At 67.2% G+C, this 21261-nt stretch carries 20 protein-coding genes; 9 read left to right on the top strand and 11 right to left on the bottom strand.

Features of this window, described 5'->3' with window-relative positions; translation table 11 throughout:
• The first annotated feature begins 72 nt into the window (after window positions 1–72).
• Genes PV781_RS07710 through PV781_RS07745 form a run of 8 tightly spaced genes read left to right on the top strand, consistent with a single transcriptional unit; the run spans window position 73 to window position 7351 of the window.
• Window positions 73–1026: an ABC transporter permease gene (locus tag PV781_RS07710; RefSeq protein ID WP_274775050.1), complete on the top strand. Its 954-nt coding sequence runs from the start codon at window positions 73–75 to the stop codon at window positions 1024–1026.
• Between the two features lie 4 nt (window positions 1027–1030).
• Complete coding sequence (locus PV781_RS07715) at window positions 1031–1915, top strand: ABC transporter permease (protein ID WP_274775051.1); 885 nt, start codon at window positions 1031–1033, stop codon at window positions 1913–1915.
• A complete protein-coding gene (locus PV781_RS07720; RefSeq protein ID WP_274775052.1) occupies window positions 1912–2955 on the top strand; it encodes an ABC transporter ATP-binding protein in 1044 nt (347 codons plus the stop codon). Before PV781_RS07715 ends, PV781_RS07720 begins: the two co-directional genes overlap by 4 nt.
• Entirely contained in the window at window positions 2952–3161 is a 210-nt protein-coding gene (locus PV781_RS07725) for a hypothetical protein (RefSeq protein ID WP_274775053.1), read from the top strand. The genes PV781_RS07720 and PV781_RS07725 overlap by 4 nt, the downstream gene beginning before the upstream one ends.
• Before the next feature lie 29 nt (window positions 3162–3190).
• A complete protein-coding gene (locus tag PV781_RS07730; RefSeq protein WP_274775180.1) occupies window positions 3191–4609 on the top strand; it encodes an amidase in 1419 nt (472 codons plus the stop codon).
• The gene (locus tag PV781_RS07735) at window positions 4606–5622 is read left to right on the top strand and encodes an ABC transporter ATP-binding protein (protein ID WP_274775054.1); all 1017 of its coding nucleotides are present in this window, start codon (window positions 4606–4608) and stop codon (window positions 5620–5622) included. The genes PV781_RS07730 and PV781_RS07735 overlap by 4 nt, the downstream gene beginning before the upstream one ends.
• Complete coding sequence (locus PV781_RS07740; RefSeq protein ID WP_274775055.1) at window positions 5619–6875, top strand: Zn-dependent hydrolase; 1257 nt, start codon at window positions 5619–5621, stop codon at window positions 6873–6875. The genes PV781_RS07735 and PV781_RS07740 overlap by 4 nt, the downstream gene beginning before the upstream one ends.
• Window positions 6872–7351: an ureidoglycolate lyase gene (locus PV781_RS07745; RefSeq protein WP_274775056.1), complete on the top strand. Its 480-nt coding sequence runs from the start codon at window positions 6872–6874 to the stop codon at window positions 7349–7351. The genes PV781_RS07740 and PV781_RS07745 overlap by 4 nt, the downstream gene beginning before the upstream one ends.
• Before the next feature lie 213 nt (window positions 7352–7564).
• On the opposite strand, the gene PV781_RS07750 is transcribed toward PV781_RS07745, so the two are convergent.
• The 10 genes from PV781_RS07750 to PV781_RS07795 all read right to left on the bottom strand — a co-directional run bounded on the left by PV781_RS07750 (window position 7565) and on the right by PV781_RS07795 (window position 17948).
• Window positions 7565–8338 carry a ferredoxin--NADP reductase gene (locus tag PV781_RS07750; protein WP_274775057.1) on the bottom strand — a complete coding sequence of 258 codons (774 nt, stop codon included), beginning with the start codon at window positions 8336–8338 and terminating at the stop codon, window positions 7565–7567.
• Between the two features lie 25 nt (window positions 8339–8363).
• The gene (gene fdxA / locus PV781_RS07755) at window positions 8364–8702 is read right to left on the bottom strand and encodes a ferredoxin FdxA (protein WP_209102222.1); all 339 of its coding nucleotides are present in this window, start codon (window positions 8700–8702) and stop codon (window positions 8364–8366) included.
• Window positions 8703–8934: 232 nt separating this feature from the next.
• The gene (locus PV781_RS07760; RefSeq protein ID WP_209102220.1) at window positions 8935–9798 is read right to left on the bottom strand and encodes an ABC transporter ATP-binding protein; all 864 of its coding nucleotides are present in this window, start codon (window positions 9796–9798) and stop codon (window positions 8935–8937) included.
• Between the two features lie 70 nt (window positions 9799–9868).
• Window positions 9869–10855: an ABC transporter permease gene (locus PV781_RS07765; RefSeq protein WP_274775058.1), complete on the bottom strand. Its 987-nt coding sequence runs from the start codon at window positions 10853–10855 to the stop codon at window positions 9869–9871.
• Between the two features lie 4 nt (window positions 10856–10859).
• Entirely contained in the window at window positions 10860–12320 is a 1461-nt protein-coding gene (locus PV781_RS07770; RefSeq protein ID WP_274775059.1) for an ABC transporter substrate-binding protein, read from the bottom strand.
• Between the two features lie 200 nt (window positions 12321–12520).
• Window positions 12521–13297 (bottom strand): Crp/Fnr family transcriptional regulator, encoded by a 777-nt coding sequence (locus PV781_RS07775; RefSeq protein ID WP_274775060.1) that lies wholly within the window; start codon window positions 13295–13297, stop codon window positions 12521–12523.
• Window positions 13298–14632: 1335 nt separating this feature from the next.
• The gene (locus tag PV781_RS07780) at window positions 14633–15595 is read right to left on the bottom strand and encodes a HEAT repeat domain-containing protein (RefSeq protein WP_274775061.1); all 963 of its coding nucleotides are present in this window, start codon (window positions 15593–15595) and stop codon (window positions 14633–14635) included.
• A gap of 10 nt (window positions 15596–15605) precedes the next feature.
• Window positions 15606–15839: a 4Fe-4S dicluster domain-containing protein gene (locus PV781_RS07785; protein WP_024277657.1), complete on the bottom strand. Its 234-nt coding sequence runs from the start codon at window positions 15837–15839 to the stop codon at window positions 15606–15608.
• Between the two features lie 25 nt (window positions 15840–15864).
• A complete protein-coding gene (locus PV781_RS07790) occupies window positions 15865–17601 on the bottom strand; it encodes a fumarate reductase/succinate dehydrogenase flavoprotein subunit (protein ID WP_274775062.1) in 1737 nt (578 codons plus the stop codon).
• Window positions 17598–17948 carry a DUF971 domain-containing protein gene (locus PV781_RS07795; RefSeq protein ID WP_274775063.1) on the bottom strand — a complete coding sequence of 117 codons (351 nt, stop codon included), beginning with the start codon at window positions 17946–17948 and terminating at the stop codon, window positions 17598–17600. Before PV781_RS07795 ends, PV781_RS07790 begins: the two co-directional genes overlap by 4 nt.
• Before the next feature lie 223 nt (window positions 17949–18171).
• Here PV781_RS07795 and PV781_RS07800 point away from each other — a divergent pair, with 223 nt between their 5' ends.
• Window positions 18172–18672, top strand: coding sequence for an invasion associated locus B family protein (locus PV781_RS07800; protein WP_274775064.1), 501 nt, complete (start codon window positions 18172–18174; stop codon window positions 18670–18672).
• Between the two features lie 34 nt (window positions 18673–18706).
• On the opposite strand, the gene mgtA is transcribed toward PV781_RS07800, so the two are convergent.
• The gene (gene mgtA, locus PV781_RS07805; RefSeq protein ID WP_425532369.1) at window positions 18707–21226 is read right to left on the bottom strand and encodes a magnesium-translocating P-type ATPase; all 2520 of its coding nucleotides are present in this window, start codon (window positions 21224–21226) and stop codon (window positions 18707–18709) included.
• Window positions 21227–21261: the final 35 nt, after the last annotated feature.

Consider the following 21261-nt stretch of genomic DNA (forward strand, 5'->3'; position numbering starts at 1 on the left):
TCTCCGCCCTCGCCGTTCAGTCGCGGGACCCTCCCCGGCCCCGCGCCTCTTTTCTCCAGGCAGGATCGCGTCGTGCTGGTCTATATCCTGAGGCGGATCATCTATGTGATCCCCATCGTCATCTCCGTCGCGCTGGTGTGCTTCCTGCTGGTGCATCTGACGCCGGGCGATCCGCTGGTGGCGGTCCTGCCGCCCGACGCCTCGGCGGAACTAGCCGCGCAATTGCGGGCCGCCTACGGCTTCGACCAGCCGCTGCCCGTCCAGTTCGCGCTCTGGCTCTGGAAAGCCCTGCACGGCAATCTCGGCACCTCCATCGCCACCGGCCGCCCGGTCTTCTCCGAGGTGATGCGGGCGGTCTCCAACACCTTCATCCTGGCCTGCACCGCCTCCATCATCGGCTTCGTGCTGGGCGTCTTCTTCGGCCTCGTCGCCGGCTATTTCCGCAACACCTGGATCGACAAGGCCGCCACCTCCATCGCGGTGGCCGGCGTGTCCGTGCCCCATTACTGGCTGGGCATGGTGCTCGTCATCATCTTCTCGGTCTGGCTGAACTGGCTGCCGGCGGTGGGTGCCGGTCCCGGCGGATCGGCCGGCTGGGAATGGGACTGGGCGCATATCCGCCATCTCATCCTGCCGGCGGTCACCATGTCGGTCATCCCCATGGGCATCGTCACGCGCACGGTGCGCGCGCTCACCGGTGACATCCTCTCCCAGGACTTCGTGGAGGCGCTGCGCTCCAAGGGCCTGAAGGAGACAATGGTGTTCCGCCATGTGGTGAAGAACGCCGCCCCCACCGCGATTGCGGTGATGGGGCTCCAGCTCGGCTATCTCCTGGGCGGCTCGATCCTGATCGAGACGGTGTTCTCCTGGCCGGGCACGGGCTTCCTCTTGAACTCCGCCATCTTCCAGCGGGACCTGCCCTTGCTCCAGGGCACCATATTGGTGCTGGCGCTGTTCTTCGTCTTCCTCAACCTCGTGGTCGATATCGCCCAGGCGTCCATCGATCCGCGCATCAAGCGGAGCTGAGGCAATGAGCGCCGTTTCCGACGCCGCCGAGGCCGCACCGGTCCAGAATGCGCGGGGCTATTGGGCCACCGTGCTGCGCCGCCTGTCGCGGGACAAGGTGAGCATGGTGTGCGCCGCCATCCTGCTGGCCATCCTGCTGGCCGCCATCTTCGCCCCCTATCTGGGCCTTGCCGATCCCTATCAGGGCTCCATGATCCGCCGCCTGAAGCCCATCGGCACGCCTAATTACCCGCTCGGCACCGACGAGCTGGGCCGCGACATGCTCTCCCGCCTCATCTATGGCGGGCGCCTGTCGCTGCTCATCGGCATCCTGCCGGTGCTCTTGGCCTTCTGCATCGGCACCGGGCTCGGGCTTGTGGCCGGCTATGCGGGCGGCAAGGTGAACACGGTGATCATGCGCACCATCGACGTGTTCTACGCCTTCCCCTCGGTGCTGCTGGCCATCGCCATTTCCGGCGTGCTGGGTGCGGGCATCGTCAATTCCATCGTCTCGCTCACCGTGGTGTTCATCCCACAGATCACCCGCGTGGCGGAAAGCGTAACCACCTCCGTGCGCAGCCTCGATTTCGTGGATGCGGCGCGCGCCTCGGGGGCCAATGCCCTGACCATCATGCGCGTGCACATGCTGGGCAACGTGCTCGGGCCCATCTTCGTCTATGCGACGGGGCTGATCTCGGTCTCCATGATTCTGGCCTCGGGCCTGTCCTTCCTCGGCCTCGGCACCAAGCCGCCGGAGCCGGAATGGGGCCTCATGCTCAACACGCTGCGCACCGCCATCTATGTCAATCCGGGCGTGGCGGCGCTGCCGGGCGTGATGATCTTCGCCGTCTCCATCTGCTTCAACATGCTCAGCGACGGGCTGCGCAGCGCCATGGACATCCGCAATTGAGCACCATCGAGCCCATTCCCGATCTCGGCGGCGCCGCCCAGCCGCTCCTGACCGTCACCGACCTTGCCAAGCTCTTCCCCATCGGCGGCGGGCTGTTTCAGCCCAAGAAGACGGTGCGGGCGGTGGACGGGGTGTCCTTCTCCATCGCCAAGGGCGAGACCGTGGGCATCGTGGGCGAGAGCGGGTGCGGCAAGTCCACCACCGCCCGCCTCATCATGCACCTGATGCCGCGCACCAGCGGCGACATCCTGTTCGACGGCCAGCTGGTGGGCGAGCAGATCTCCATGCGCGACTTCCGGCGCGGCCTGCAGATGGTGTTCCAGGACAGCTATGCCTCGCTCAATCCGCGCCTGACGATCGAGGATTCCATCGCGTTTGGCCCCAAGGTGCACGGCGTCGCCGACAAGGAGGCCCGGGCGCTCGCCCGCGAATTGATGGGCAAGGTGGGCCTGCGGCCGGAAGTCTTCGCCAACCGCTATCCCCATGAGGTCTCCGGCGGCCAGCGCCAGCGGGTGAACATTGCCCGCGCCCTCGCTTTGAAGCCGCGGCTCGTGATCCTGGACGAGGCGGTCTCGGCGCTGGACAAGTCGGTGGAGGCGCAGGTCCTGAACCTTCTCACCGATCTGAAGCGCGAGTTCGGCCTCACCTACCTCTTCATCAGCCACGACTTGAACGTGGTCCGCTACATCTCGGACCGGGTGCTGGTGATGTATCTGGGCCAGGTGGTGGAGCTTGGCCCCGTGGACGAGGTGTGGGACGGCCCCGCCCATCCCTATACGCAGGCGCTGCTCGCCGCCATGCCGGCCATGGACCCGGACGCACGCACCCAGGTGCCGCCCATCACCGGCGATCCGCCCAATCCCATTGACCCGCCCTCGGGCTGCCGGTTCCATACGCGCTGCGCCTCGGCGGAAAACGTGTGCAGCGCAGTCTGCCCGGCCCTCGCGCCGGTGGCGGGGGGCGAGCATATGGCCGCCTGCCACATGGTCATTCCCGGCTCCGGCCACAGCCGCGCGCCCGCCTTGGGAGAGGTTGCATGAAAGACGGACTTCTGGCGGCGGATGCCGCCGCCACCGCCCGCACCGCCGGGCTCGATCTCACCGAGGCCACCGCCCTTCGCATCGCCACCGCCCTCACCCCCGCCTTCAAGGGCTTCTCGGTGATCGCCGGCACGCTGCCGCTGGATTTGGAGCCCGCAACCTTCCAGCTGGTGCAAGACACCGCCCGCGCGGAGGATGGAAAGTGAACCCCTCCCTCACCCGCTCGCTCGCCCCCATGCAGGACACCGACCCGGCGCTGATGACGCTCTCCGCCGTGGCCGAGGCCATCGCCGCCAAGGAGGTCTCCTCCCGCGAGGTGACGCAGGCCTGCCTTGCCCGCATCGAGCGCCTCCAGCCGGTGCTGAATGCCTTCATCTCCATCGAGCCGGAAACGGCACTCGCCGCCGCCGATGCGGCGGACGCCGCCCTGGCCAAGGGCGTGGCGACGGGGCCGCTCCACGGCGTGCCGATGGCCCACAAGGACATGTATTACGACGCAGGCCATGTGGTGACCTGCGGCTCCGCCATCCGGCGGGATTTTGTCGCCCCCACCACCTCCACCGCCTTGCAGCGGCTGAAGGATGCCGGCTCGGTGCGGCTCGGCGCCTTGCACATGGTGGAATTCGCCTATGGCCCGACCGGCCATAACGTGCATTTCGGCCCGGCCCGGAACCCCTGGAACACCGACCATGTGACGGGGGGCTCCTCCTCCGGCTCCGGCGCGGCGGTGGCGGCGCGGCTGACCTTTGCCGCGCTCGGCTCCGATACTGGTGGCTCCATCCGCATGCCCGCCCATTTCTGCGGGGTGTCCGGCATCAAGACCACCACGGGCCTTGTCAGCCGCGCCGGGGCCATGCCGCTCTCCCAATCCCTCGACACGGTCGGCCCCATGGCCCGCACCGTGGAGGATTGCGCCCGGCTGCTGGCTTTGATGGCCGGGGCCGATCCGCTGGACCCCACCACGTCCACCGCGCCCGTGCCCGATTATCTCGCTGAGATCGACGGGTCGCTGCGCGACCTCACCATCGGCGTGCCCGCCTCCTTCTATGTGGACGATCTCGACGCCGACGTGGCGCGGGTGCTGGAAGACACCATCGCCACCTTGAAGCGCGCCGGCGCCCGCATCGTCGAGGTCACCTTGCCCGACCAGGCGCGCCTGTCCGCCGCCTCGCAACTGGTGCTGAATGCGGAGGCCGCGGCCTTCCATGCCCACTGGGTGCGGGAGCGGCCGCACGATTATGGGGCGCAGGCCCGTGCCCGGCTGGAAAACGGCTTCGCCGTGCCCGCCGTCACCTATCTGGAGGCGCTGCGCTGGCGCGGGCCGGCGCTGGCCGCCCATCTGGAAGCGGTGGCGGGCGTCGATGCCTGGATCGCCCCGGCCACCCCCACCCCCGCCCCCACCATCGCCGAGACGGACGTGGGCGGATCGGTGGGCGCGGAGGCCATGATCCAGCGCATCACCCGCTTCACCCGGCCGGTCAATTATCTCGGCCTGCCGGCGGTGAGCCTGCCCTGCGGCTTTTCCGCCACCGGCCTGCCCATCGGCATGCAGGTGGTGGGCAAGCCTTTCGCCGAGGCATTGCTCGTTCGCCTGGGCTGCGCCTTCCAGCGCGAGACCGACTTCCACGACGAGATGCCGGAGTTGCCCGCATGAAAGCCACCCCGGACGCTGCCATTCCGGACACCGCCGCCCCCTTGGTGGATGTGCGCGACCTGACCATCCGCTTTTCCGGCGAACGCACCGTGCATGCGGTGAACGGCGTCTCGCTCTCCCTCAAGGAAGGCGAGGTTCTGGGCCTGCTGGGGGAGTCCGGCTCCGGCAAGAGCGTGACCATGCGCGCGCTCATGCGCCTTCTGCCGAAAAAGAAGACCACCATCACCGGGCAGGTGAAGGTCGCCGGGCACGACGTGCTGGCCATGGACGAGGCGAGCCTCTCCGCCTTTCGCGGCCGCACGGTGTCCATGATCTTCCAGGAGCCGGCGCTGGCCCTCGACCCGGTCTATACGATCGGCCACCAGATCGCGGAATCCGTCATGCGCCACGAGGGCGCGAGCCGCGCGGCGGGCCTGGCCCGGGCGCTGGAAATGCTGGAGCTGGTGCGCATTCCCTCCGCCAAGCGGCGGCTGGACGCCTATCCCCACGAAATGTCCGGCGGCATGCGCCAGCGCGCCATGATTGCCCTGGCGCTGGCCTGCCGCCCCAAGATCCTCCTGGCGGACGAGCCCACCACCGCGCTCGATGCCACCGTGCAGATCCAGATCCTCCTCCTGCTGCGCGAATTGCAGCGGGAGCTGGGCATGTCGGTGATCTTCGTCACCCATGACATCGGGGTGGCCATCGAGATCTGCGACAAGGTGGCGGTCATGTATGCCGGCCAGATCGTGGAGACGGGCAGCCTCTCGCAGATCGTGCGGACACCCGAGCACCCCTATCCGCGCGGGCTCCTCGCCTCCACCGTGCATGGGGCCAAGCGCGGCGCGCGGCTGGAGACCATTCCCGGCACCCCGCCTTCGCTCGACAAGGCCCCCACGGCCTGCTCCTTCGCGCCCCGCTGCGCCTTCGTGCAGCCCCGCTGCCGGGAGGCCCTTCCGCCCAAGGTGGAGCTGGGGCCGGGCCGCATGGTCCGCTGCGTGCTGGCGGAAGAAAAGGCTATGATCCCCGCATGAGCGCCCATCTGCCGAATCTGTCCATCAATGCCGACCGCCTGTGGCGGGACATCATCGACACCGCCCGCTTCGGTGGCACGCCCAAGGGCGGCGTGCGGCGCCTCACCCTTTCGGAGGAAGACCGGCAGGTGCGCGACTGGTATCGCGCCGCCCTGGAAGAGGCCGGCTGCACGGTGACCGTGGACGGCCTCGGCAACATGTTCGCCGTGCGCCCCGGCCGCGACGCCAGCAAGGCGCCGCTGGGCATCGGCTCGCACCTGGACACCCAGCCCACCGGCGGCAAGTTCGATGGCGTGCTCGGCGCGCTCGCCGCGCTGGAAGTGGTGCGCACCCTGAACGACGCCGGCATTGTCACCGAGACCCCGCTGTGCGTGTGCAACTGGACCAATGAGGAAGGCTCCCGCTTTGCTCCGGCCATGCTGGGCTCGGGCGGCTATGCGGGCGACATGCCGGTGGAAGAGCTCCTCGCCCGCACCGACGCGCAGGGTGTGAGCGTCGGCGAAGCGCTGGATGCCATCGGCTATCGGGGCGCCGACCCCGTGGGCGCGCAGAAGCTTTCGGGCTTCCTGGAAGTGCATATCGAGCAGGGGCCAATTCTGGAGGCGGAAGGCAAGACCATCGGCGTGGTGGAGCACGGGCAAGGCATCATCTGGTATGAGGGCCGCATCGTCGGCTTTGCCAGCCATGCCGGCTCCACCCCCATGCGCCTGCGCAAAGACGCGCTCGCCGCCTTCTCCGAGATCGTGCTCGCCATCGAGGCGCTGGCCTTGGAGCTGGGTCCGAACGCGGTGGGCACCATCGGCGACGTGGTGGTGGACACGCCCTCGCGGAACGTGATTGCCGGTGACCTCACCTTCCCGGCCGAATTCCGCACCCCCGACGCCGACATCCTGGAAAAGCTGCATCAGGGCCTGATGGCGAAGGTGCAGGAGATCGCGGCGCGGCGGAAGGTGGAGATCCAGCTCGACACCATCTGGCGCAAGGACCCCACCCATTTCGCGCCGGACATGACAAGCGCCGTGCGCGCGGCGGCCGAAGGGCTGGGCCTCTCCCATATGCCCGTGGTTTCGGGCGCGGGGCATGATGCCTTTCACCTCGCCACAATGGTGCCCACGGCCATGATCTTCGTGCCCTGCAAGGACGGAGTGAGCCATAACGAGCTGGAGGACGCGACGCCTGCGGACTGCGCCGCCGGCGCCAATGTGCTCCTCCATGCGGTGCTGGCGGTGGCCGGGACGGCGCCGGCGTCGTGAGCACGCCGCTTGCCGCCGCCCCGCTGACGGCCGAGGCGTTCGCGCCCTTTGGCGATGTGCTGGAGGTGCCCACCGAGCCCGGGCGGCGCACCTATTTTGACCGGGCGCTGGCCAATCTGCGCCCGGCCGCGCCGCCAAGCCTCTCGCTCATCCTGGCGGCGCCCGTGATGGGCCGGCCGGTGCCGCTGGTTGAGATCGAGCGGCACGTCTTCTCGTCCCAGAGCTTCGTGCCCCTGGCGCCCTGCCGCTGGCTGGTGCTGGTGGCGCCCCACACAGCCGATGGCGGGCCGGACCTTGCCGTCGCCCGCGCCTTCCTGCCTGGCCCCGGCCAGGGCATCACGCTGAAGGCCGACACCTGGCACGCCCCCCTGACGGTGCTCGACACCCCCGCCCCCTTCGCCATTTTTATGTGGCGGGACTGGACGGCGGCCGACGAGGAGATCCGCCCCATGAAACCGCTGCTGGTGGCGGTTTAGGGGCCGCCGTCGCTTCGAATTGAGACGAAGGCGCCGAAGGCATCGGAGGCCCGCCCAGGTCAAAGTGCACCGTCATGGCCGGGCTTGTCCCGGCCATCCACGGGGCTCCCTTAAGCTTGTGTTTGCGGATCTGCGTGGATACCCGGGACAAGCCTGGGTATGACGTCTCGTATGGTGGGCGAGCCCCTTCGCAAACCGGGCTTCGGTCCGGCCTCAGCGCTCGGCGAAGGCCTTCTCCACCACGAAATGGTTGGGCGTATGCCCCGCCCCCTCCTCAAACGACCGGGCCTCCAACAGCGCGCGGGTGTCGGCGAGCATGTGCGGGCTGCCGCACAGCATGGCCCGGTCGTGTTCCACGTCGAGATCCGGCAGGCCGAGATCGGCGAAGAGGGTGCCGTTCTCCATGAGGTCGGTGAGGCGGCCGCGATTGCGGAACGGCTCGCGGGTGACGGTGGGATAATAAAGCAGCTTCTCGGCCGCCAGCTCGCCCAGGAATTCGTGGGTGCGCACACCCTCCACCACCGCCTCGCCATAGGCCAGCTCCGCCACCTCCCGGCAGCCATGGACCAGGATCACGGTCTCGAAGCGCTCATAGGTCTCCGGGTCCTTGATGATGGACACGAAGGGCGCAAGGCCGGTGCCTGTGGAGAGCAGATAGAGCCGCTTGCCGGGCTTGAGATTGTCCAGGAGCAGTGTGCCCGTCGGGCGGCGGCCCACCAGGATGGGATCGCCCACCTTCACCCCCTGCAGGCGCGAGGTGAGCGGGCCGTCCGGCACCTTGATGGAGAAGAATTCCAGATGCTCCTCATGGGTGGCGCTGGCCAGCGAATAGGCTCGCAGCAAGGGCTTTTCGCCCACCTCCAGGCCGATCATGGTGAACTGCCCCGGCTTGAAGCGGAAGGCGGTGTCGCGGGTGGTGGTGAAGCTGAAGAGACGGTCGGTCCAGTGGCGGACGTCGAGGACGGTCTCCTGGGCGATGTTGCTCATGTGGGTCGGGTCCGTTTGAAAGGGGTCAGTCGCCGGCGCCGGGCGCCTCGGAGAAGACGGTCTCGAACTTGTCGGCGCGGCCCATCCAGGCCTGCGCGTCCTCCGGCGGCTCCTTCTTTTCCGAGATGTTCGGCCAGAGGGCCGCATAGCGGGCATTCACCGCGAGCCACTTCTCGGCGGCGGGATCGGTATCGGCGAGGATGGCCTCGGCCGGGCATTCCGGCTCGCACACCCCGCAGTCGATACACTCGTCGGGATTGATGACGAGCATGTTCTCGCCTTCATAGAAGCAATCCACGGGGCAGACTGCGACGCAATCCATGAATTTGCAGCGAATGCAATTGTCGGTGACGACATAGGCCATGAGCGCATCCAGGGTTTGTTTCATCTGGATGCTAAAGGCTTGAAGCGTTATTGGCAGGCAAGGGATGAAAATCGCGACAACTAATTTCAAAAAGACTTGGCTCTCATCGGACCATGGTTGTCGCCCGGCGGTGCCTCACCAAATCCCCTGCCCATCGCGCGCAGGACCGCGACACGACAATGCCGCCGCGCCCGAAGGCGGCGGCGGCATCCCGTGGGCGGTCCCAAAACCCTCACAGCATATCGGGCAGCGTGCCGCCATGGAGGTCGATGGCGAAGCCCTTCAGCGCGTCCTCGTTTAGCTCCCCGCCCATGGCTTTGAGGCTCTCCTCGCGAATGAGGGCGGCGAGTTCCGACCGGAGCGCCAGGAAGTCGGGCGAGACCATCACGGCGGCATCGCGCGGGCGCGGCAGGGGCACGGTGACCTCCGCCTTGATGGCGCCGGGACGGGCGGTCATCACATAGATGCGGTCGGAGAGGAAAATGGCCTCGTCGATGTCGTGGGTCACGAACAGGACCGAGATTTCCAGCCGCTGCCAGAGATTGGTGAGGATCTGCTGCATGATCTGCCGCGTCTGGGCATCGAGCGCGCCGAACGGCTCGTCCAGCAGCAGCACGCGCGGGCCGGTGGCGAGCGCGCGCACGATGCCCACCCGCTGCTTCATGCCCCCCGACAGGCGGTCGGGATACTGGTCCTCGAAGGCGGTGAGGCCGGCCAGCCCCAGAAGCGTGCGCGCGGCCCGCTGGCGCTCGGAATGGCCCATGCCGCGCATCTTCAGGCCGAATTCCACGTTTTCCCGCACGGTCTTCCAGGGAAACAGCGAATATTGCTGGAACACCATGCCCCGGTCGGCGCCCGGCCCCTTCACCGCCTCGCCATCCACGGTGACGGAGCCGCGCGTGGGCTTCAGGAAGCCCGCCACCGCGTTCAGCAAGGTCGACTTGCCGCAGCCCGATGGCCCGATGATGGAAACGAACTCACCCGGCCGCACCACCAGGTCCGCCTCCTCCACCGCGATGACGGAGCCCTCCAGCGTGTCATAGCTGAGGCAGAAGTTGGCGACCTCGATCAGGCCCTTCTGTGCGGTGGCGCTCATGACGGCATCCTCTGGAAGCTGGGTCTGAAAAGGCCGCCGCGTGCGCCGGCCGCTCGAAGGGAAGGGGCGCTCACCGGCGCGCGGCCCAGGGCGTCACCAGCCGGCCCAATGCCCGCAAGGCCAGCGAGGAGCCAAGGCCCAGCACGCCGATGCAGATCATGCCCAGCGCAATGTCGGAATATTGCACCAGGGAATAGGCCTCCCAGGTGAAATAGCCGATGCCGAACTGGCCCGAGATCATCTCGGCCGCGATCAGCGACACCCAGGCCACGCCCATGCCCACGGTGAGGCCGGTGAAGATCTGCGGCAAGGCGGAGGGGAAATAGACTTCCCGGAAGGTCGCCGTCTCCCGCGCGCCGAGGCAGCGGGCGGCGCGCACCAGCACTTCGTCGACGGTGGCCATGCCGTGCAGGGTGTTGATGAGAATGGGAAAGAAGGAGCCGAGGAAGGTGATGAAGACGATGCTTTCCTCATTGGTGGGCCACAGCATGATGGCCATGGGCACCCAGGCGATGGCGGGGATGGGCCGCAGCACCTCGGTGACGGGAAAGACGAACTCTTTAAGGATCTTGTAGCGCCCCATCAGCAGCCCGAGCGGCACCGCCGTAACCGTGGCGATGGCAAAGCCGATGAGGATGCGGCGGCAGGAGATCAGGATGTGATCCAGGAAGCGGGTGCTGCGGAAAGCGGTCTCCGCGCTCTCCCAGACCTGCTCGGGCGAGGGCACGTTCACGAACCGCACATAGACGATCATGCGGTTGATGGTCAGCACATGCCAGAGCGCCACGAACAAGGCGATGGACAGGAGGCCGAGCACGGTGGCGCGGATGCCCTCGCGGTTGAGCCGCAGCCAGCGGCCGGCGCGGGCGGGAAAGCCCATGTCCACCACCGGCGCCGGACGCACGGGGCGCGGCGGGCGCAATTGGATGGCGCCGGCGGCGGGCTCGGCGCGCTGGAAGCGGGAGGGCGCCACCACGGTGGCGTGGGAGGCCGGGCCCAACCCGGCGCCGTCCTTAGACGGCACCGGCGCCACGGCCGTGGGGGCAGTGTGCAGCATGGTCTCACCCACGTCCGGAGGTGGCGCTCTTGAGCGCTTCGTCGAAGCCCAGCACCTTGCCGCCGGACTTGGCGGCGGCCGCCTCCGCGTCCTTCTTCAGGAGGAAGGGCTCGATGACGGTCTTTCCGTCCTTGGTGGCGGAAGCGTAGAAGGCCTGGTCGGCGAACAGCTTGATGCCGCGGGCGGTGTCGAACAGATAGGCCACCGCGATCTTCTTGCCCTGGCCCTTCAGCTCGGCCAGCGCCCCCAGTGTGCAGGCGGGGCTGGAATAGGGCTTGATGCCCTCGCCTTCCACCCAGATCTCGCCGGACTTGCGGGGATCGGAGATCGCCACCTTGCAGAATTCGTCCGTGCCGGAGACCTCGTAATTGTCGAGGCTCTTCAGCTGCTTTTCATAATCCAGGCCGAGCTCGGCATAGGCCTTGCGCACATAGGTGTCGTTCACCCAGGCCTTGACGTCGAATTCCTTCATGCGGCCGAGCTTCTGGAGCACGGCGGCATCCTGCGCGGCGTCTTCCACCAATTGCGGCTTGATGGTGGGGTCCATGGTCATGATGCCGCCCGGGCCGAGAAAGATATAGACCACTTCCTTGTCGATGCCGGTCCACTTGGCGATCTTCTCGGCGGCGCCCTTGGGATCCTTGCGCACCCAGTCATTGGCCTCGATGACGGCCTTGATATAGGCCACCACCACTTCGGGATACTTTTCCGCGAAGTCGGTGCGCACCACCACGCCGTGCCAGGTGGGGGCGTTGGTTTCCACGCCGTCGAAGATCTTGCGGGCGAAGCCGCGGAAGGGCAGCAGCTCGGCGAAAGGAACGAAATCGGCGTGGCCGTCGATCTTCTTTTCCTGGAGGTTGGTGGAGCCCACTTCCGGGCTCTGGCTCACCAGCTGGAAGTAATCGGCCGGCCAATTCTTGTCCTGCATGGCTTTCAGCAACATGCCGTGGGCGGCGGAGCCGAACGGCACGCTGACCACCTTGCCCTTCAGGTCGGACAGTTCGTAATAGGGCGAATCCTTGTGCACCACCAGGCCGTTGCCGGACCCGTAAATGTTGTAGGCGGCGACCGCGATCAGCTGGCTCTTGGACTGGGGATTGGACTGGAAGGTGTAGCCGTTCACCACCAGCGGATAATCACCCATGCCGCCGAACTGGAGCTTGTCGGCCATCATCCCGTTGGTCACGGGCGGGCCGGAGGTGAAGTTCTGCCAATCCATCTTGAAGTTGATATTGGCGTATTTGCCATCCTTGGGCAGGTACTTCTCCAGGAGCTTCAGCTCGCGGATGACGACGCCGGTGGTCACCGTATTGGTGGTGGTGTCCTGGGTGCCGATGCCGATGGTCACCGCGGTCTGCGCGGCGGCCGGAAGCACGGTGCCGGCGGTCAGGGTGACACCGGCGGCGAGGCCGGCGGCCAGCGCCAGGGGCACGCGGGAGAGGGGTGAGCGGGCACGTTCGATCATGTCATGTCACCTCTTCAGGAAGGGCGCCGGCGTTGCGGCATGCGCGGAGGGTCCGCAGGCTCGGCTGTTCCAGCCTTGCCTTCATCATCCGTCCCCTCCTTCGAGTGGTTCAAAGGAAGACGGCGCCCGATGGTGGATTAGTTGCCTAAAAGCGGGGCCTGCCACTGAATGCGGCAGGCCGTGCGCGCAGAGCCGTCAGATCAGCTTCCGCCCCGCAATGCTTGCAGCGCCTCGATTTCGTGCACGACGATCTTGGATTTTTCGGCGCTGAGCACGCCCTGGGCCTGCAGCCGTTTCAGGGAAATGGTCACCCATTGGCGCGTGGCGCCCACCATATGAGCAAGGTCCGCATGGGTCAGCGCGGTGCCGATCACCACCTTACCGCCCTCCTCCACCCCATAGGCATCGCACAGGTGAAGCAGCAGGTGGGCGAGCCGTTCCGTCACCGAGCGGGTGCCGAGCATCTGGGCGAGCGCGGAATAACACTTGCCCTTGAAGGTCAGGCCCTCGATGAGCCCGAAGGACAGAGCGGGAATGCGGGTGATGAGGCCGCGCAAGGCCTTGCCGCTCAAATGCAGCACCACCGAATTGGCGGCGGCGACGCCCGACCACACATGGGTGCCCTGGCCGAACAGCTCCGGCCCGCCGACGAAATTGCCCGCATGCCAATAAGCGAGCGTGATCTCGCGGCCCGAGGGGGCGATGTAGAAGACGCGGATGCGCCCGCTCTCGATCAGGAAGATGCCGTCATGGGGCGTGCCCTGCGAGAACAGCATCTTGCCGCGATAGACCACGCGGCGCTGCCCCTCTTTGAGCACATCCTCCCGCTCCTTCAGGCTGAGCCGCTGCAAAAGCAGAGGCGGGCCGTTGGTGAGGGCGGCATTTTCCGTCAGCAGCAGGGCCTGGGCCGGTGTGCTGCCGTTCAGAAGGACGGAACCCGCGGACCGGGACCCTCCCGAAGCTTGCGATGCCAACATTTCGGCTCTCCAGATTCCTTTCTGGAACAATCGCAAAAACCATACCAATCATTTTTACATAATGTCTATCTGTTTAGTATAATAAATGGGGAAAAGTGAACCGCCAGGGAGGCGCCTTCTCCCACCGGCCCATGTCAGGCAAGGACGCTGCGGGCTCGGCCCCATCGCCGGCCCCCGCCCAGATCCACGTCCGCGTGCGGGGATGGCTTTGGGGAAACGCCGGGGGGGCGGGCGCCGGGACTTGCCCGCCCCTGGCGAACTGCCTGCGGGCCTATCGCTCTCGTGCAGCAGCGACAGAGACCGGGCCGTCGAAGATGGCTTTTTAAGAAATATATCCTAGACCATATTCCTAATTCCTCGTGCCTCTGCTATGGTGGTCTCACCTGGCACCAAGGAGGGGCGCGTCCGGAGCGGCCTGACGGGTGGTGTCGGGCGCGGGTGTCCGACGGGACGAGGCCTAACGCACCTCGCGCCCGTTAGCAGAGGAGGCTGAAGGCCCAGGCGCACCGATCCGGTTCTGGTTCGGCCGGTGCTGATGGGAGAACCTGTTGCCCACGCGGCGCAGGGCCGAGGCCATAAATCCCCGCGCGGGAGCGGACGGAGCGCGGCTCCGACGTCTAACCCTACCCAAACTGGCGCGCCGCCGCGCGCTGGCCGCTCCCGCATCCCTCCACCCCTGCCGATGGCGGGGATGTCGGTGCTGGAGTGTTTGCGGCCTGCCCTTTCCCCCTCCCCACCCCTCCCCCGCTTCGCGGGAGAGGGAGCCTGTCGCGCGGGGGGAGAGGTCGGGAGGACAGACGCCCATCACGCCCAGAGCCACCACCCCACCAAACGCACCGCAGTCCCCTCTCCCGCAAGGCGGGGGAGGGTTAGGGAGGGGGCAAAACGGCAGGGCCGGGGGTGACGGGAAGAGTTGAGGAAAGGGGCGAAGCACGGCTTGGGCGAGGAGAGGGCTTCACCATCCGCCCTTTCCCCCTCCCCGCCCCTCCCCCGCTTCGCGGGAGAGGGAGGTTGTCACGCGGGTGGAGAGGTCGAGACGACAGACGCCCATCACGCCCAGAGCCACCGTTCCGCCTGGGCACACCACAGTCCCCTCTCCCGCAAAGCGGGGGAGGGTTAGGGAGGGGGCAGAGGGGTCAGAGGAGAAAGATGGGTCAGAGGAGCAAAACCGGAGCGCGGACGAGAGGGGAGATGCCACCGACCGGAGGGAGACATGCCGGGCACCCAACCGTGCAAGCGAGGCGCAACATCCTGTTTCAAAAAATAAAATCCCCGCGACACAAGAGCGCCGCGAGGACCATCCTAGAGGCTAAAGCCGCCAGCGCCGCAGGCCCCTCAGGCCGCCGCGCGGCAGCGCTCCAGGGCCCAGCGCACCAGCTTGCGCACGTCGGGATCGGGATCGTCGAAGGCCCCTTCCAGCGCCACGACCGCCGCCGGATCGGCAATCTCGCCCAGCGCCGCCGCGGCCTCCTTGCGCACATTGGACAGATCGTGGCCGAGCGTCCCGGCGATCACCGGCACGCCCTCTCGGGCCTTGAGCTTGCCCAAGGCATTGATGGCCTTGGCGGTCACCTGCCAGGTCTCGTCGCCGACGGCGGTGACCAGCGCGCCCACCGCCTCCGGCAGCTTGGCCTTGCCGATGGAGAAGGCGGCTTCCTCGCGCACCTGCCAGTTGGGGTCGGTGAGGCCCTTCAGGAGCGCCGGCACGCCCGCCGTTCCCGGCCGCACGAAGACGAGGGAGGCCATGACCGAGCGCCGCACGGAGGGCTCAGCATCGCCCGCCGCCATCATGAGCGCCGGCAGGGCCGCCTCGGCCTTCAGATAACCGAGCACGCCCAGCGCCTCGCGGCGCACCGCCACTTCCGGGTCGGAGAGCGCGGACAGGGCCACCGGCATGGCGGCCTCCACCTGCATCTCCTTCAGCGCCCGAAGCGCCGAAGCCCGCACGAAGGCATTGCCCGTGCGCGCCCGTTCGATGAGGGCGCCGGCGCTGGCCGGCTCCTTCTTGTCGGCCAGGCTCTCGGCGGCGGCAAGGCGCACCGCCTCCACGTCATCATCGAGGGCCGTGATCAGAGCGAGCGCGACGGGCGCGCCCTGGTGCTCGTCCAGCGCCTTGGCGGCGGCTTCGCGCACCATGGCGTCGGGATCGACGACGCCCTCCAGCAGGAGGTCCACCGCGGCGGGGTCCACCGCCTCAGCCAGCTCCAGCATGGCCACCCGGCGGATGCCCGCATCAGCGCTGCGGGCGCGCTCCGCGATCTCGTCCAGTTCGTCGTCGAAGGTCTCGAAGACCGCCATGTCCGCCTCCTCAGCGCAGCAGATAGGGGATTTCGACCTTCACCGCGCCGGTGGGGCAATCCACCTCGCAGGGCATGCAATACCAGCACTCGTCGTACTTCATGTGCGCCTTGCCGGAGGCCGGGTTGATGGCGAGCACATCGAGCGGGCACACATCGATGCACACGCGGCAGCCCTTCTCGGCAATGCACTTGTCGTCGTCGACGGTGACGGGAACGGAGGTGGTGTGGTTGGCGAACGGCATGGCGGGCTCCGAAAGGGCGAGGGGATCACTCGGCGGCGATGGCCGGGGTGCGCAATTGGTGGTAGGCGCCCATCTCTTCTTCCGGGATCTCCACCACATAGGGGTCCACCGCGCGCTTGCGATGGGCCATGCGGCCATTGGCATCCTTGTAGAGAAGGGTGTGGCAGAACCAGTTCTCATTGTCGGTGGCGGGATGATCCACCCGCCAGTGATAGAGGCCCCAGCGGCTCTCGGTGCGATAGAGCGAGGCGGCGGCGGCCATGTCGGCGCAGTCGAGGATGGATTGCAGCTCCAGCGCCCGCATCAGCTCGTGGGGATCACGCGCCACCATGTGCCGGAGGTCGTCGCGGATCTCGGCAAAGCGCTCCTGGGCGATGTGATACTTGGCGGTGACCTTCGGCGGCTGGAGATAGTCGTTCACCAGGCGGCGGGTCTTGAACTCCATCTCGAACGGGGTCAGCCCGTCCGCCCGGCGGGTGGGGGCGAGCACCCGCTCCTGCTCGGCGCGCACATCGGCCGGGTCATAGGCCGGCAGATCGAGGGAGGCGCAGTAATCGGCCGCATCGCGCCCGGCAATGCCACCATTCACGAAGGCGCCGAGCATGTAATTGTGCGGCACGCTCGCCATGTCGCCGGCGGCATAGAGGCCGTCCACCGTGGTGCGGGCATTCTCGTCCACCCACACGCCGGAGGCGGAGTGGCCGGAGCAGAAGCCGATCTCGGAAATGTGCATCTCCACCATGCGCTGGCGATAATCGGTGCCGCGCTTCTCGTGGAAGCGGCCGCGGGAGGGCCGCTCGTTGGAATGCAGGATGGTCTCGATCTCGGAAATGGTCTCCTCGGCCAGATGGTTCATCTTGAGGAAGACCGGGCCATTGCCGCTCTCCAGCTCGCCGAAGAACTCCTTCATCATCTGGCCCGACCAATAGTCGCACTCGATGAAGCGCTCGCCCTTGTTGTTGGCGGTGTAGCCGCCGAACGGACCGGTCACATAGGCGCAGGCCGGGCCGTTATAGTCCTTGATGAGCGGGTTGATCTGGTAGCATTCGAGGTTCGCCAGCCCCGCCCCCGCATGATAGGCCATGGCATAGCCATCGCCGCAATTGGCGGGGTTCTCATAGGTGCCGAACAGATAGCCCGAGGCCGGAAGGCCCAGGCGCCCGGCGGCGCCGCAGGCCAGGATCACCGACTTGGCGCGGACCACCAGAAACTCGGAGGTGCGGGTGTTCACCCCGATGGCGCCCGCAATCCGGCCATCCGGCGCATTCAAGAGGCGGGTGGCCATGTAGCGGTTGGTGACGTTCACCTGCAGGCGGCGCAGTTGGCGGTAGAGCGCCTTCTTGACGTGGTGGCCTTCCGGCATGGGCAGCACATAGGTGCCCATGTGGTGAACCTTGCGCACATTGTATTCGCCGGAGCCGTCCTTCTCGAACTTCACGCCGATGGAATCCAGATACTGGATCATCGGATAGGAGCCGGTGGCATAGGCCATCACCGCCTTCTGATGGACGATGCCATCGTTGGCCACGGTGATTTCCTTCACATACTGCTCAGGGGTGGCATAGCCGGGGATGACGGCATTGTTCAGCCCGTCCATGCCCATGGAGACCGCGCCGGAGCGCTTCACATTGGCCTTCTCCATCAGCACGACCTTGAGGCCGGGATTCTTCTCCTTGGCCTTGATGGCGGCCATGGGCCCGCCGGTGCCGCCGCCAATGACCAGGATGTCGCATTCGACGATCTCGGTGGGGATGTCGCTCATGGCCTGTGCTCCGCAAGGTCGGCCCCCGCGAGGGCGCGCAGATAGCTGAAGGGGTAGATGCCGCGCTCATGCCCATCGGAGAAATGCAGGTTCAGGGCATAGTCGGCGATGGGGGAAAGCGAGGTGATGGCGATGCCGGGGAAGCCCGTGGGAAGACGTTCCTCGGCCCGGGCGCGGGTGCACCAGGCGCAGCGGCAGGCGGTGCGCAGGGTGGAGGCCCGGAAGGTGTGGGGGCGCCCGTCATCCCAGGTGACGACCAGCTCATCCCGGCCGGCATTCAGGCGGATCTCCTGCGGCACCGCCGAGGGGTCGAAGAGGGAGGAGGAGGTCTCAAGGGCGTTGATCATGGGTCGATTGGACACCGACCCCGCCGCGCCAGATAGCAACTAGTTGCTGAACTGGTCTATTTCCAAAATCCGCCCCACGGCCACGCCCAAGCCTTGCGGCGCAAGGCTTCGCCCAATTTCGCGCCACGCTGCCACGAAGGGGCCGAATTTGGCGCCAGCTCCACCTTTCGTTAACCTCCACGGCGGCTAGATGGCCACATCTTGCATAGCATCGGAGAGAAATATGCTGCCACGTATGGCCCTGACAGCAGTTCTGATCCTTTCGTGCGGAGCGGCTCACGCTGCTGTGCCCAAGTCACTCGGCACCTACAATGATTGGAGCGTCTGGACATACCAGGACAATGGTGCCTCCCATTGCTACATCTATTCCGCACCCAAGCGGGAGATGCCTTCCACTCTCAACCACGGCGATGTCTCATTCTTTGTCCGCATGGTCGGCAAGAGCGCCAATCGCACCGAGGCGAGCCTGACCACCGGCTATGACCTTGCTCCCAATTCCACCGTCACGGCCGACGTGGATGGCAAGGACTTCTCCATGATGGTGGGCGGCTCCAATGCCTGGCTGTCCTCGGCCGCCCAGGAGGCGGACTTCCTCGCGGCGCTCAAGCGTGGCGATGAATTGAAGATCGCCGCGAAGTCCCGACGCGGCAATTCCACCAACTACATCTTCTCCCTGGACGGCGTCACCGCCGCCATGAACCGGATGCAGTCCGCCTGCCCGTGACGTCGGCCGGCGGCCGTGGGCCGCCGGATGTCCCTCAGCGGCGCCGGCCCGAATGTGGCCGGTCCGGGCGCATGGCGAAACGCTTCAGGACCTCGGCGCTGGCCAGATAGGCCAGGCAAATGAGCCCGATGGCGCCAAGCACCGGCCAGGGGACGACCCCAAAGCCCAGCGCATGGCCCAAAGGCGTCAGCGCGATGAGAAGCGCCAGGGCGAGCGCCCCGAGCGAGCTGGCCACCAGCAGAGGATGCGGCCGGCTCGTACTGGGCCACCCGGCGGTGCGGACGATGAAGATCACCAGGATCTGGGTGGCGATGCTCTCCACGAACCAGGCGGTTCGGAACATCTCCTCCGACGCTCCGAAGCCAAGGCGCAGGACCGCGAAGGTGGCAAGGTCGAAGAGCGAGGAGAGCGGCCCCATCACCAGCGTGAAATGAAGGACGTCCCGCATGTCCCAACTGCGCGGCCGCTCGAGATCGGCGGGGTCCGCGCGGTCGAACGGGATGCCGATCTCGGAGAGGTCATAGAGCAGGTTGTTGACCAGGATCTGGAGCGGCGCCAGCGGCAGGAAGGGCAGGACAAGGGAGGCAAACGCCATGGAGAGCATGTTGCCGAAATTGGAGCTGGTGCCCATGCGGACATATTTCATGATGTTGGCATAGGTCCGCCGTCCCTCGGCCACGCCATCGGCCAGCACGCCGAGATCCGGAGCCAGCAGGATGATGTCGGCGGCCTCCCGCGCCACGTCAGTGCCGCCTTCCACCGAAAGCCCCACATCCGCTGCATGGATGGCGGGGGCATCATTGATGCCGTCTCCCATGAAGCCAACCGTGTGCCCGCGCCGCCGCAGGGCCTGGACCACACGCATCTTCTGGTCGGGGGAAACGCGCACGAACAGGTCGGTCTGCGGCGCCTGGGCGGCGAGCGCGATGTCCGAGAGTTCGGCAATCTGCGCCCCGGTCAGCGCCCGGCGCACCGGCAGGCCAAGGCTGGTCATGAGATGGCGCACCACCGGCTCGGCATCGCCCGAGATCACCTTGACGGCGATGCCCGCTCGCCGCAGCCGCTCCACGGCGGCCCCGGCGGATGCCTTGGGTGGATCGAGGAACGCGGCGCAGCCGGCAAAGACGAGGCCCACCTCGTCCTCAAGGGTCAGCGCCGCGCAATCGGTCGGCATGACCCGCCAGGCAACGCCCAGGAGGCGCAAGCCTTCCTGCCCCTTGGCCGCCAGGAGCGCGGCGATGCGGGCGCGGGCCTCATCGCCGAGGGGCACTGCGTCGCCGGCTGCGTCCTCCACCCTGTCGCACCGCGCGAGGACCTCTTCAGGGGCGCCCTTCACCACCATCTGGCAGAGGCCGTCCCGCGCCAGCAGCACCGACGACCGCCGCCTCTGGAAATCGAACGGCAGATCGGCCAAAAGCCGCCACGTCTCCTGATCCGCCGCGCCCACGAGGAGGGCCTCGTCCAGGTTCGAGCGCATGCCACTGGCAAATCGGGCATTGCGGCGTGCGAGCTCCGCCACATGGGGGCTCGCTGCGCCCGAGGCGTCGAACGTCTCCACCAGCGCGATGCGCGCTTCGGTCAGCGTGCCGGTCTTGTCCGTACACAAGACGTCCATGGCACCGAAATCGTGAATGGCGGACAGCCGCTTCACCACCACCTGGCGCTGCGCCATGCGCAGGGCGCCGCGGGCGAGGGTCACGGTCATCACCATGGGAAGCAATTCGGGCGTCAGCCCCACCGCGAGCGCAACGGCGAACAGGAAGCTGTCCAGCGTCAGGCCGGTGCGGGCCAATTGGGTGAGGAGCACGAACAGGACCAGGAATCCGGTGAGCCGCAGGATCAGCATGCCCAAGCGATGCACGCCCCGCTCGAAGGCCGTCGGTCCGGCCCGCTGATCCAAAGCGGCGGCAATGGCGCCGAAGCGCGTGGCGCGACCGGTGGCATCGACGCGCAAGGTCGCCGCGCCGCCCACCAGGCTGGTGCCCGCATAAAGACTATAGGTGGAGGCATCGTGCCCCGGGTCGCCGGCGCCAGGCGAGGCGGCGCGCTTCTCGACCCCATAGGGCTCGCCGGTCAGGAGCGCCTCGTCCGCCAGAGCATCCTTCTGGCGCAGGATGGTGCCGTCGGCGGGCACCAGATCGCCCGCTCTCAACTCCACCACGTCGCCCGGCACGATCTCGCGGACCGGAACGCGCACCAGCGCGCCGTCGCGCCACACCTGCGCCGTCACTGCCACCGACTGCTTCAACGCCTCGATGGCTCGCTCCGCCTTGTGCTCCTGGACCACGTCGAGGCCGATGGAGAACAGGACAATCAGCACAATGATCACAAGGCTCTGCCAGTCGCCCGTCGCCCCAGAGATGGCCGCCGCAATGAGCAGGATGGCCACCAAGGGATCGGCGATCTTGCGCAGGAGCATGGCAAGGAGGGATCGCCGTCCTCTGCCCGCGGCCACATTCGGGCCGAACCGACGCAGCCTCACGGCCGCTTCGGCGGCGCTGAGGCCAGCAGTTGAGTCCCCCGGAGGCGGCTCGGCCAAAGCGGGCGGCATCATGGAACCATCCCTCTCCGCATTCGGAAATGGAGCGT

The sequence above is a fragment of the Aquabacter sediminis genome, assembly GCF_028863665.1.
Taxonomy (GTDB): domain Bacteria; phylum Pseudomonadota; class Alphaproteobacteria; order Rhizobiales; family Xanthobacteraceae; genus L1I39.

Bases quoted from the DNA above. Each gene is read 5' to 3' on its own strand.
- PV781_RS07715 (WP_274775051.1), top strand. From the start codon at position 1,031: ATGAGCGCCGTTTCCGACGCCGCCGAGGCCGCACCGGTCCAGAATGCG.
- PV781_RS07725 (WP_274775053.1), top strand. From the start codon at position 2,952: ATGAAAGACGGACTTCTGGCGGCGGATGCCGCCGCCACCGCCCGCACC.
- PV781_RS07730 (WP_274775180.1), top strand. From the start codon at position 3,191: ATGCAGGACACCGACCCGGCGCTGATGACGCTCTCCGCCGTGGCCGAG.
- PV781_RS07735 (WP_274775054.1), top strand. From the start codon at position 4,606: ATGAAAGCCACCCCGGACGCTGCCATTCCGGACACCGCCGCCCCCTTG.
- PV781_RS07740 (WP_274775055.1), top strand. From the start codon at position 5,619: ATGAGCGCCCATCTGCCGAATCTGTCCATCAATGCCGACCGCCTGTGG.
- PV781_RS07750 (WP_274775057.1), bottom strand. From the start codon at position 8,338: ATGAGCAACATCGCCCAGGAGACCGTCCTCGACGTCCGCCACTGGACC.
- fdxA (WP_209102222.1), bottom strand. From the start codon at position 8,702: ATGGCCTATGTCGTCACCGACAATTGCATTCGCTGCAAATTCATGGAT.
- PV781_RS07760 (WP_209102220.1), bottom strand. From the start codon at position 9,798: ATGAGCGCCACCGCACAGAAGGGCCTGATCGAGGTCGCCAACTTCTGC.
- PV781_RS07765 (WP_274775058.1), bottom strand. From the start codon at position 10,855: ATGCTGCACACTGCCCCCACGGCCGTGGCGCCGGTGCCGTCTAAGGAC.
- PV781_RS07770 (WP_274775059.1), bottom strand. From the start codon at position 12,320: ATGATCGAACGTGCCCGCTCACCCCTCTCCCGCGTGCCCCTGGCGCTG.
- PV781_RS07775 (WP_274775060.1), bottom strand. From the start codon at position 13,297: ATGTTGGCATCGCAAGCTTCGGGAGGGTCCCGGTCCGCGGGTTCCGTC.
- PV781_RS07780 (WP_274775061.1), bottom strand. From the start codon at position 15,595: ATGGCGGTCTTCGAGACCTTCGACGACGAACTGGACGAGATCGCGGAG.
- PV781_RS07785 (WP_024277657.1), bottom strand. From the start codon at position 15,839: ATGCCGTTCGCCAACCACACCACCTCCGTTCCCGTCACCGTCGACGAC.
- PV781_RS07790 (WP_274775062.1), bottom strand. From the start codon at position 17,601: ATGAGCGACATCCCCACCGAGATCGTCGAATGCGACATCCTGGTCATT.
- PV781_RS07795 (WP_274775063.1), bottom strand. From the start codon at position 17,948: ATGATCAACGCCCTTGAGACCTCCTCCTCCCTCTTCGACCCCTCGGCG.
- PV781_RS07800 (WP_274775064.1), top strand. From the start codon at position 18,172: ATGCTGCCACGTATGGCCCTGACAGCAGTTCTGATCCTTTCGTGCGGA.
- mgtA (WP_425532369.1), bottom strand. From the start codon at position 21,226: ATGATGCCGCCCGCTTTGGCCGAGCCGCCTCCGGGGGACTCAACTGCT.